The following is a 12071-nucleotide window of genomic DNA, read 5'->3' on the forward strand; positions in this document are numbered from 1 at the left end:
TCCTCCTTTTTAAGGATGAGAAACAATCATTTCTAAGTCTCCTTTTAGCTCAAACCTCCCCAATCCAGCTGGCAAGATAAAATGTTTGCCTTTTTCAATCGGAAAGCTTCCTTCTTCTGTTACAATTTCACCTGTACCATTCAAAACACTGCAAATTAAAAAAGGCTTGTCCTGTTGGAAAGATGCAGAGTCTTCTATTTTCCATTTGTAAACAGAGAAGTACTGTTCCTCCACGAAAGTCGTGATTGTAGCACCTTGGATTTTCTCGATGCTAGGCTTAACTGTGATATCTTCATGTGGAATAGTCGTTACATCGATTGACTTTTGAATATGCAATTCTCGCTTATTCCCATTTTGATCGACACGATCATAGTCATACACACGGTAAGTTGTATCAGAGCTTTGCTGTGTTTCTAGGATAAGCACACCTGAACAAAGGGCGTGGATCGTTCCACTAGGGACATAAAAGAAGTCACCAGGTTTCACCTTTACACGACTTAGTAACTGGTTCCATTCTCCATTCTCAATCATTTCTATAAATTGCTCTTTCGTTTGAGCTGTATGACCATAGATGATTTCTGCATCATCCTTACAATCGATTACATACCAGCATTCAGTTTTACCCAGTTCACCATTTTCATTTTTGTTCGCGTACTCATCATTCGGATGAACTTGAATGGATAAATCATTATTGGCATCAAGAATTTTGGTAAGGAGCGGAAAAACATCCCCCTCCAAATCTCCGAATAGCTCGCGATGCTCTTTCCAAAGTTCACCAAGGCTTTTTCCTTCGTATTTACCCTGGCTTACTATACTTTGACCATTTGCATGAGCGGATACAGCCCAGCATTCACCTGTTAAGTCAGATTCGATTGGATATCCGAATTCGGTACGTAACTTGGTTCCTCCCCAAATACGCTCTTGAAATAGTGGTGTTAAGAAAATTGGTTGTTTCATAAGTTGCACTTCCTTTATCAAATACATTTCTTATTTAGATGATGAAAAAAGCAATCTGGTCTTCCCTCATGCTTCCATCACATTATTCCTAGTATATACTGCCTATATCATCGAAGTAAAACTTCGCATTAGTTTAAGCTTGCGAAGAAATCAAACTTACGTCTTTTCTCCTAACTTACCTCTACTACTTCAACTCTACTCGAGAAACGACTTTTGATATTTTTTTATAATTCATCTTTTAAAAACTGCCCCCCGCTCATATCCCCTGTTATCATCTAATTCTCTGGGACAAGTTATCATGAACGTAACTAGCTCCTTACTCGTAATCCCGTAGGTTAATTTGGTTAGACTGTTTAACAGTGATTAAAAATCAGACCAAATTAGAGCTACAATATGAAAGGAGCTAGTTATATATGAAGGATACCATAAAATACGTAGGAAAAAATTGCTGTTGCCATTGCTGAGGAAGGAAAGAAGAGAAGCACCAAGATATTATGGAATGATTCCTCATACCTTAGAAGCTATTAGAAAGTTAGTTGAAAAATTAGGAGATCAGCAACATTTAAAAGTATGTTATGAAGCCGGTCCAACAGGTTATCCATTGTACCGTTTCTTCATAAGTTTAGGAATTGAGTGTTTTGTAATTGCACCTTCTTTAATTCCTTCTAAACCGGGAGAAAGGATCAAAACAGACCGAAGGGATGCATTAGACTTGCCTAATTATTCCGTGCTGGTGAATTGACATCAATTTATGTACCAACTGAAGATGATGAAGCTCTTCGAGATTTAGTTAGAGCACGTGAAGATGCAAAAGAGGATGAGTTGAGGGCAAAACGCCGATTAACCAAGTTTTTATTAAGACATGATATAAAACCACCTGTCGGTGTTCGAAAATGGACCCATAAGTATCGGGAATGGCTAAATACATTAAAATTTACTCGTTCTCCATCTAGCGTTGTTTTCCAGGAATATTACCATCAACTTCAAGAAATCATGCAACGAATAAAACGGTTAGAAGAAAAGATACAATTACAAGCAACCAAAGATGTGCACGCACCTGTAATTCAAGCTCTTCAAACACTTAGAGTTGTGGCAACCATTACAGCTACAAGTCTAGTGGCTGAGATTGGTTCCTTTAGAAAATTTTCCACTCCAAAGCATTTTATGTCCTATGTGGGTCTTATTCCTAGTGAATTTTCTAGTGGTGAAAGTCGATTGTCCTTCTTGTCTTCTTTTCAATTCACCTTTTACCGCGGGTTGATATCTATAACTCCAAGCAGCTTCTACCAAAAAGACGACGAACGTGCCTATTCCCTGTTTTAGTAATCTTACCTTGATAATAAGCGGAAATATTTCTTATAAAGACGATTTTGTGCTTTCCTTGAAATAGTTTGAACAGCTGCAGAGAGGTAAAGAAAGTGGAAAAGCTATAACACTGTGGTAAGGGAATTAGCGTGTATTATCTGGGCAGTAACTCAAGAGGTAGAAACCAATTCTAACGCTTAATTGAATCTTAAACTATTGAAAAAACACTTGAATAAAATAAACGATTTTAAGAGTAGGGCTCTAAGGCAAAGAATAACACCGGTAAGGATTTTCCACGTGGTCCCTTTTGTGCTATGTCTAAATAGGCTAACGCACGTTTCAAGTTAGTGGAAGATCCTTTATACGGAAAGATAAAATGTGAAAACCCACGAATATCAGAGTGCTAACCGTAGCTAGATTTTTGCCTTCGTGCCGTGTTCTTAACTTTTAAAGTAAGGAGGAATTTAATTCTTAGCTTCAAAGAGTGTCTCATTCTATGGATTACCAGTCAAGAAGAGCACTTGACAGGCAATCCATAGAATGAGAAGTGGTCAGTAAGCTAAGAAGGGAAATCCCTAGCCATAAAATGTCTCAAACATTTAACACATAAAAGAAAAGAAGCTTTAATACGCTTCTCTTCTTAAGTGCGCCCAAAAAGCGCAATTATAAAAAGGGATACAGTGAGGTCTTGACAGTTTCGTTCATATCAGGGACCTGTCCCACCATCCCAGATATTTTGCTTTATCTATTAGTAGGTTACATTCTTCAATTAAATTAGCTAAGTCATTTACGATGGTGTTTTTTTCTAGTTCTGCATTTCTTAGTTCCTTTGCCGAACTAGTAATGTTTTCTAATTCTTTGTCGTGTATGTTATTTAGTACCTTTTTAATTTGATTGATGAAGTTTTCATTGATTACTCGAGACCATTCGTTAAAATTGTCTCGCGTTTCGAGTCTAGCATTCTGCAAGCTTTCCGCATACTTTGCTTCTTGCCTTTCTTCAAAGGCAGCCATTAGTGGGGCAACCACTACTTGGGATGCACCTAAGACTTTTCCGAACTTTGCTGCATTTTCTCCTAGTTTTCCAAGTCGTGCTGCAAGTTTTTGAGCCTCATAAGGTTTGAATTTTTTTCCAAAAAAGTGGCCAATATCTAATATTGCCTTGTGGGCGTCACTACCTGAGACGGCCTTAAGACCGCTCTCTCCAATCTTTTGTGAGTTAATTGTCCAATCCTTGAAGTTTTTACCTGCTGTGTTCAATAGGCCACCTATTCGTTTAACCATTTCTGGTGCCTTTTTCGCCTTATCATTCAGTCGGTTGTCCTTCACTTCTACTTGGAAATCAAAGGTCATATGATGTGATTCCTTTAAATCTTTTGCGAGCTGCGAATCCATCAATTCATTGATCTCAGATAATAAGACTGATATTTCTTCTTCAATATGAGCATCAATTTTTAATGACGTATCATAACATAATTTATCAATCTCTACAGAAATTTCATCACCTTTACTAGCCAGAACTTCCTGTTTAACAGATGGAGTGATAAGAGACACCATTTCATGTCCCTTCTTCGTAATAGTTGAAGTTAAATTATTCACTTCTCCTACTACTTTTCTTTCCAATCTTTTTCGACTTTCATTGACTATAAATCTTTTCTGTCTTAGTAGTTCTTGTAGTTTTAAAACCTCATCTGAATCAGCTGTAAGTTGATTAATGATCTGGTCAGAATAAGTTTGAATCATATTTAGTGGAGTTGTAATTCTACCAAGTAGTCCTTTCTCCTTGATAAAATGATTTAACTGTTCCTCAAACGCAGAGAAATTGCTTAAGCTAATTAATTCTTTCCCTTCTAAAGTGTCTCCCTCCGCACTCCCATCCATGTAATCTTGAGCGTCAATATAGGTAAAGCCGATTTCTTTAGGTGTCATGGGATCAAGAACAGGCTTAATTAACTCCACCCAATTCTCCTTGTTTGCCTCATCTTCCATCGAAATTTTATTCATAACTAGGATCATTCTAGAAGCTCGATTTTGTTCGAACGCTAGTTTTCTAAAATTCTTTCCTATAATATCGTCAAAACCATTAACTGTAATAACATAGACTAATAAATCCGCTTTATCCATATACCTTAAACTAAGAGTATCGTGTTCCTCATTACCTGCTAAAATTCCTGGTGTATCGATTAGCAGTACATTTCCCCATTGATAGGGTTGCGGCACATCAGTAGTTACATCTTGTCCTATTTTTATCGCTTTATTATTAGTAAGAGCCGAAATTATCGTAGAATGAGCAGAGTTTGTTCTGTTTGATATTGCCATTTTCAAGGACGATGTGTTCAAGTACCTTATATCCTTCGAAATTACGGATATCACACTCTTTGGTATGTCTTCCTTTTGTCCCTATCGCCTTTGTTATCCTTCAAACAAACCATTGACGTATTTGTCAATAGCTATTGCGAACCGGTAAAAGAATAAACCCTTAATGAGTCTTCATAGAACCTTTAACACTACCCTTATCCCTATAAATGTAGTAAAGAGCCTGAGTCTTCATTCAAGCCCTTTACTATCAACATTATTGAATTGGTTGAATTATAAATTCAAATTCCATATCTTTATTTGCTTTCAATAGATGTTCGGGGTATACTGGCGCTCCCCAACTATCATCCCCGCCAACACCCATTTGTTTGCCTGCTACAGTAACAACGGTATAATGTACATTAGGCAGTTCATAATGATGCGCCGCATTCTCTAATTCAAATGCAGTATACGGTGAAAAATTACATTCTACTGGACGAGATGTAGAAGAAATTTTGATACCGTGCCCGTCACTATTTGTGAGGTTTACCCAGCGTACTCCCGTACGATTGCCGGACTCTTGCGGTTTTACATATCCCGATAAATTATCTGACACTTTATTGGTAAATACGCCAAGTCTTGCCCCAGCTGCGCGATCTGAATAATTCTCTTCAGGTCCCATTGCGTACCATTCTAATTGGTCGTAATCCGCAGAAACTTTGAACGAAACTGCAAAAATTGGCATTTGCGGAAGACTTTCAGCACCATGATAAACGGATTTAACATGTACACTTCCGTCTGCTAATACCGTAAACTTATTTTTCACTTCGATTTCTGAGTGAATCGAAAACTTATAGATAAAGGTAACCTCAATTTTGTCTTTAGATTCTTCTACATCTAACAAAACAGATTGACGTGCTAGGCTTGCTGCATACCAGCACCCCGAAGTATAACCTTGCGAAAATCCTCTATCATTATCGGTGGTCGCTCTCCAAAATAGTGGAAGTAGTGGAGCTTCAACCATCTCTCTACCTCCATATTTCATAGAGATCAGACTTCCAGCCTTTCTACAAAACATGATTGTAAAATCGGTACCATGGACACCCACGTTTTGTGTACCGTATGCTACTCGTAGATTTCCACTCGGAATCTGAGAAACTTGTTTTTTCTCCTCAAACACATATTGACCAAAGGCAATCTCATAACCAGCTTCCGCCCAAAGCTTCTCTTCTCTTACTTTCATTGATACATGGATGACATATTCACCAGCCTCATTTAGTAACTCAATTGGCCATTTACATTCAACACGGCCCTGACTTTGCGGCATGATAACCACTTGTTCCTGATTCCGATACAATTCTTTTCCTTCTAAGAATAGAATGTATTCCAAAGCATAGTCAGATGTATCCTCAAATAGACTTTCATTTTTAATGGTAACGCCAGATTTATCAACATTAAGTTTGATATTTTGATATAAGTATTTTACTTCCTGCATCTTTGGTGACAGCTCTCGATTGGAATAGACAATCCCATTCGTACAGAATCCATAATCTGTCGGACGATCTCCAAAATCTCCTCCGTATGCCAGGAACTCTTTACCATAACGATCTTTCTTTATAAGAGATTGATCAATATAATCCCAAATAAATCCGCCTTGGTACATTGGATATTTATTTTCAAGAGCCGTATATTTGTCCATCCCACCTAGAGAGTTACCCATCGCATGCATATACTCACAGCTTATAAAAGGCTTTTCCGGGTTATCATTCAAATATTTCTCAATGTCTGCTGGCTTTGCATACATACGACTTTCCATATCACTACTATCGTTATAGTCACGATTATGGAATACACCTTCATAGTGCACAAGTCGACTTGGATCAACAGACTTGAAATAACGGGTAACATTTTGGATTACCTCACCTGCATATGACTCATTACCACAAGACCAAATTAATATGGATGGATGGTTTTTATCTCTTTGGACCATTGAAACTGCTCGATCTAGGACAATATCATTCCATTCAGGTTTGTTTCCTGGTATATTCCATGAAGGTTCAACGGCCCCCATCTTTTGCCACGATCCATGTGTTTCCAAGTTCATTTCATCAATCACATAGATACCGTATTCATCACATAACTCGTACCAATAACTTTGATTTGGATAATGAGAAGTACGAACCGCATTTATGTTATGTTGTTTTAGTGTTTTTATATCCCACAACATATCTTCTTTTGTAATTGCACGGCCTCTACGATGGTTGAATTCATGACGATTTACGCCTTTGAATACAATTCTTTCACCATTTAGACGCATGATTTTATCAACAAGCTCAAACTTTCGGAATCCTACCTTTTGTGGAATTACCTCAACGAGTGCCCCCGATGCGTTATAGATTTGAAGATAGAGTGTATATAGATATGGGTTTTCCGCACTCCAAAGTTTTGGAGCATCCACTTCCATCGATACTGAATTATTTTCACCAGAAAGGTCTCTACTCTTTTTTGTAACTAGGTTTCCGTTATTATCACACAGCTCAGCTATTAATTTGGAACCAACAGGAATGTTTGGTAGAAGCTTTACATCTACTTTAAGCTCTCCATTCCTATAGGTTGAGTCAAGATCCGTATGAATGTGGATATCCTGTGCATGAATCTCAGGTACAGTATATAGATATACATCCCTAAAAATCCCTGAAAATCTCCAAAAGTCTTGGTCTTCAAGCCAACTACCAGTACTTCGTTGGAATACCTCTACCGCAAGTTTATTATCTCCTTTTGTTAAAAATGGAGTTAATTCAAATTCAGCAGGTGTGAAGCTATCTTCACTGTGGCCAACAAATTCACCATTTAACCAAACAAAGAAAGCTGACTCAACACCTTGAAATGATAAATAAACAGGCTTATTTTCCATATTCTTAGGTACTTTAAAATACTTCACATAGCTGCCAACTGGGTTAAAATCTTTTGGAATTTCTGGAGGACGTACATCGCTATGCCCATCCCATGGATAGATTGTATTTACATATTGTGGTGTTCCATATCCTTGCAACTGAATATGTCCTGGGACTTTGATATTTCCCCAAGCCGAGCATTCAAAATCAAGCTCATAAAAACGCTCCGGCCTAGAGTCTGGATTAATAGAATAATGAAATTTCCAATTTCCGTTCAAGTCATGACGCATTTTCATTGCTGGAGCTTCTTTCGCTTCCCCCATAGTTGCATAATACACATGATCAGAATGAGCCGGAACTCTGTTAATTGCAAACACATTTAAATCTGTAAGCCAATCTATCGATGGAACTTGAGCCTCGGTATTTACTTTGATTTGGGTTTCTGTCATTTTCCTACTCTTCCTTTCTATTTTTCTATTTTACTGAGCCCATCATACCTGCTACAAAATAGCTTCTGAAGCAAGAGGAATATTATTATTGTAGGTACATACGTTGAAAAAATCCCAGGTTCTATAAAATCATCCATTCCTCAAGCTTCAAGAAGCTCTCTTAAAACATCTTTGTATTTTGCTTAAAGAAAATGACCAGAAAAGCAGTTGTAATGCTCGGCCATATGCGATGTTAAGGACAAGTTTGAAAATTAAATTTATATAAAAAAGGGTAAGTAATAATTAGAACTTAGAAATGATAATCATCTTATGGTTCTAGTACCAACACATCATAAGGTTTTAGCGTAATTTTATTAGTTACTCTTTTACCTGATAACGCATCTCTATACTCTTTCTTTAAAAGAATCTCCTGTGGTTGCTCAGAGTAGTTTAATAAGAATGTGTAATCATTTCCATCTTTGTGTCGGATTGATAATTCTATCTCCTCAGGTAACTCAAATTGATCTTGATAGTTATTTAATCCAACCTCATCTATTAATAATGAAGCTAGTTCTAAATTAAAAACTCCACCAAAATAATAACAACTCCCTGATCCAACGTTTCGTCTAACTAAGGCTGGTTTTCCTTCAAAGTGCGCATGGGTAAACGTGCTTAGTACCTCTACATCTCCATGAGGTTGCAAGACTTCGTTAAAATCAATCGCTTCGATATCATTTGAATCTTTGAATTTTAATCTAGGTACCTTCTCGAAGGGAGCCACTCTCGTAAACTCCTCAACAGTTACACCTGCTAATTCTGCTAGATAACCTGGGAATGCCTTCATATATGTTTGCCCTGTTTCATCCTTATATCCTGAACGACATCCAAAAATAACCTTACCACCTTGTTCTACGTACCTAGTAAATAATTCTGCCTGTTCTTTTGTCACTATTGCAGCATGAGGATAAACTAGTACCTTGTAATTTTTTAATTCTTCTAAAGTCGTTTCTTGATTTACATAAAGAGCATCTACGGGCACATGTTTATATTGGAATGCTTTAAACCATGCATCTTTGCTTTTGGAAATATATGGACCAACCCATTTATCAAATTCACCATCCCATTCATTATCATAACTTGTAATCAATGCTACCTCTGCTTGATAGGATGAACCTGCAATCTTTTCTGAAATTTGATGAATTTCTTTACTCACCTGCTCGACTTCTTCGACACGCCTGTTTGGAAGGTTATGATAGTCATTGATTCCATGCCAATAAATTTCTGTTCCTTTTGTAGCCGTTCTCCATCTAAAATACATAACCAAGTCTGCTCCATGAGCAATTGATTGATACGTCCACAGTCGAAGTTGGCCTGGCTTAGGCGTAGGCTGTTCTATTCTTGTCACCCATCCACCAGGACCAGATTGCTGTTCAAAAATTGCAAAGTTTGGTGATATACTCCTAACTACACTTAAATTCCAGCTCCATTTCCTATCGCGTAATGGTTTCTTTGAATTATCCTCAATTACTCGTCCAAAGTTTGGATAGGAATCGTATGCAAAGAAATCAAGTAATTCATTTGTCATTTTGTGATTATCTAAATGTTTAAACATTCCGTTTGTTGTAACCCACTTGTTAGGTGCATATTCACGCAAAATGTCAGCTTGTAATTTAACATAGGAAATTGCACTATCCGAAATAAATCGTTTTTCATCCAGCATATGATGAGGATTTGGTGAATTAGATACAGTTTTACGAGTTAAGTAGACCTGCTCCCAACTTGTATACGTTTGATTCCAAAATACTGTTCCCCAAGCTTGGTTTAGATTATCCAATGTTTCATACTTTTCTTTCACCCATTTCCTAAAAGCAATGTGATCCGCTTCCGAATAGAAAACATCAACCTCACAATTTAATTCATTATCAATTTGCCAACCTACGATTCCCGGATGGTCTCGATAATGTTTTGCCATTTCAGTAACAATAATAGAAGATAATCTTCGGTAGTTTTCGGAGTTGTAATTATAATGACGGCGCGCACCATGCTGAAATGAAATTCCATCTTGGTCAACATTCAATGTATCAGGATACTTATATGTCAACCAAGCTGGTGGTGTTGCTGTTGGTGTTCCCATGATAACTTCTAACCCAAATTCATGAGCCTTGTCTACGGCCTGATCAAATAATTCAAAAGAAAATGTACCTTCTTTAGGCTCAAAAACAGTCCAAGCAAATTCACCCATACGGACATACGTAATGCCCAATTCCTTCATTCTTCTAAAATCATCTTCCCAAAGTTCCTTTGGCCAATGCTCCGGATAATAACATACCCCTAATTTTAACTTTTCTTCTTTTATTTTCTTTACCATACTAATCAACTCTCCTAAATTTATTTTTCATAAAGCGCAACAAGTTCAAATTGTATTATTCCTTTATTGACCCTCCAAGAATTCCAGATACAAAGTGTTTTTGAAGAAATAGAAACACTACCATGATTGGAATGACCGAAATGGTTGTGCCTAACATTAATTGTCCATAATCAATAGAATTCAAACCTGCTAGTGTAGATAAGGCAACCGGTAATGTATAATGTTCCTGTGTCGTCATCACAATTAATGGCCACATAAAGTTATTCCATTGGTGTGTAAATAAGAAGATACCAACAGCCGCTAATGTAGGTTTCATAGTTGGTAAAACAATTTTAAAAAATATAAACAATTCTCCTGCGCCATCAATTCTACCAGCTTCTAGCAACGAGTCCGGAATCCCCTTCATATTTTGTCTAATCAAGAAAATTGCAAAGGGATAGCAAATTTGAGGTAGTATTACTGCTCGAAATGTGTTTATCCAGTCTAACGAACCAAACAACTGAAATAATGGAATGATTGTAGCCTGATATGGAATCATCATTGCAAGTAAGAACGATGCAAAGATTATATTTTTCCCTTTAAATTTATACTTTGCAAAGGCAAATCCTGCTGCAGAGCAAATAAATAAACTTACAACCACGTAAATAATTGAAATTGCAGAAGAGTTAAATAGAGCTTTAAGAATATCAATTGATTCGCTTAAATTCTTATAGTTTTCCACTAAATAGTCACCTGGAAGCAATCTGGGCGGAGAAGATAATACATCTCCTGATGGGTTAGTTGCTCCAACTACCATCCAGTAGAAAGGAGCCAGGGATATTACAACACCTATTAACAAAAACACATGTAAGAAAGTTTTCTGAAGTAGTTTACTATTCACCATTATTCATCCCTCGCCACTTTAAATTGAATCCAAGAAAGAATTGCTATAAATAACACTACTACATATGCTATTGCTGAGGCATATCCAAAATCAAAATATCCAAATCCTTGATTATATAAATAATAGGTTATTGTTAATGTCGCATTGTTAGGTCCACCGCCTGTTAAGTTATATGGTTCATCAAACAATTGGAACGATCCAATTGTTGAAAGTATGAACGTAAATAGTAAAACTGGCTTAAGCTGTGGTATCGTAATATAGAAAAATTTGCGGATAGGACCTGCGCCATCAATACTTGCGGCTTCATACAGACTATGAGGTATACTCTGTAAACCCGCTAAAAGAATGACCATATTGTAACCTGCCCATCTCCAGGTTGTAACAAGAATTAATGATACTCTCGCCCAAATAGAATCGGTTAACCATGCTACTTTCTCTAATCCAATTGACTGTAGCATGTAATTAATTAATCCATAATCCGTATTTAACAAAAGTACAAATATAACAGAAGCTGCAACTAATGAGGTAATTGCAGGTGTAAAAAATGCTACCCTATAAAATCCCTTCATCCCGATCAAAGAGGAATTTAAGAATACAGCAAGTACAACCGCGATAAATAACATAATTGGAACCTGAACAAGTAAAATAATAAACGTGTTACCTAATGCTTTATAGAAAAGTGGATCATTAAACAAACGAATATAGTTCGCAAAACCCGAAAATGTATATTCCCCTTCAACCTTCGTTTGAAAACTAAGTAGAAAGGAAGCAATTATTGGATAAACCGTAAATGCTAAAAATAGAATTAAAGCTGGTCCAACAAAGAAATATGGTGCAGTTTTAGTTGTTAACACTTGTTTTCTTTTTTTATAAATAAAAGAAGTCTCCTTCTCAGCTTTAAAAATCTGGTTGGTTTGCAACATTCACCCTCCTCAATAAAAA

The 12071-nt window shown here is 36.8% G+C and carries 8 protein-coding genes; 2 read left to right on the forward strand and 6 right to left on the reverse strand.

The genetic code is table 11. From position 1 onward, the window contains the following. Positions 1-9: 9 nt before the first annotated feature. On the reverse strand, positions 10-957 hold the full coding sequence (gene manA, locus E1I69_RS05440; RefSeq protein WP_136378590.1) for a mannose-6-phosphate isomerase, class I: 948 nt from the start codon (positions 955-957) through the stop codon (positions 10-12). Between the two features lie 451 nt (positions 958-1408). Between manA and E1I69_RS05445 the strand changes: the two genes are divergently transcribed. Both E1I69_RS05445 and E1I69_RS05450 read left to right on the forward strand, forming a co-directional pair. Then, positions 1409-1699 (forward strand): IS110 family transposase, encoded by a 291-nt coding sequence (locus tag E1I69_RS05445; RefSeq protein ID WP_136378591.1) that lies wholly within the window; start codon positions 1409-1411, stop codon positions 1697-1699. Then, positions 1696-2280 carry a transposase gene (locus E1I69_RS05450; protein WP_136378592.1) on the forward strand — a complete coding sequence of 195 codons (585 nt, stop codon included), beginning with the start codon at positions 1696-1698 and terminating at the stop codon, positions 2278-2280. Before E1I69_RS05445 ends, E1I69_RS05450 begins: the two co-directional genes overlap by 4 nt. 683 nt (positions 2281-2963) lie before the next feature. On the opposite strand, the gene E1I69_RS05455 is transcribed toward E1I69_RS05450, so the two are convergent. The 5 genes from E1I69_RS05455 to E1I69_RS05480 form a co-directional block, all read right to left on the reverse strand. Beyond that, complete coding sequence (locus E1I69_RS05455; RefSeq protein WP_161974837.1) at positions 2964-4601, reverse strand: GTPase domain-containing protein; 1638 nt, start codon at positions 4599-4601, stop codon at positions 2964-2966. A gap of 232 nt (positions 4602-4833) precedes the next feature. Continuing rightward, entirely contained in the window at positions 4834-7899 is a 3066-nt protein-coding gene (locus E1I69_RS05460; protein WP_136378594.1) for a glycoside hydrolase family 2 TIM barrel-domain containing protein, read from the reverse strand. A gap of 307 nt (positions 7900-8206) precedes the next feature. Continuing rightward, positions 8207-10246, reverse strand: a complete 2040-nt coding sequence (locus E1I69_RS05470; protein ID WP_136378595.1) for a beta-galactosidase — start codon at positions 10244-10246, stop codon at positions 8207-8209. A 55-nt stretch (positions 10247-10301) separates the two neighbouring features. Beyond that, positions 10302-11129, reverse strand: a complete 828-nt coding sequence (locus tag E1I69_RS05475) for a carbohydrate ABC transporter permease (RefSeq protein ID WP_136378596.1) — start codon at positions 11127-11129, stop codon at positions 10302-10304. Then, a complete protein-coding gene (locus E1I69_RS05480; RefSeq protein WP_207308512.1) occupies positions 11129-12052 on the reverse strand; it encodes a carbohydrate ABC transporter permease in 924 nt (307 codons plus the stop codon). The genes E1I69_RS05475 and E1I69_RS05480 overlap by 1 nt, the downstream gene beginning before the upstream one ends. Positions 12053-12071 lie beyond the last annotated feature (19 nt).

It is taken from the genome of Bacillus timonensis, assembly GCF_004799755.1.
Taxonomy (GTDB): Bacteria; Bacillota; Bacilli; order Bacillales; family Bacillaceae_L; genus Ferdinandcohnia; species Ferdinandcohnia timonensis_A.

What these genes read in the sequence shown, in the direction of transcription:
- manA (WP_136378590.1), bottom strand. Translation starts at nt 957, where the DNA reads ATGAAACAACCAATTTTCTTAACACCACTATTTCAAGAGCGTATTTGG.
- E1I69_RS05460 (WP_136378594.1), bottom strand. Translation starts at nt 7,899, where the DNA reads ATGACAGAAACCCAAATCAAAGTAAATACCGAGGCTCAAGTTCCATCG.
- E1I69_RS05470 (WP_136378595.1), bottom strand. Translation starts at nt 10,246, where the DNA reads ATGGTAAAGAAAATAAAAGAAGAAAAGTTAAAATTAGGGGTATGTTAT.
- E1I69_RS05475 (WP_136378596.1), bottom strand. Translation starts at nt 11,129, where the DNA reads ATGGTGAATAGTAAACTACTTCAGAAAACTTTCTTACATGTGTTTTTG.
- E1I69_RS05480 (WP_207308512.1), bottom strand. Translation starts at nt 12,052, where the DNA reads ATGTTGCAAACCAACCAGATTTTTAAAGCTGAGAAGGAGACTTCTTTT.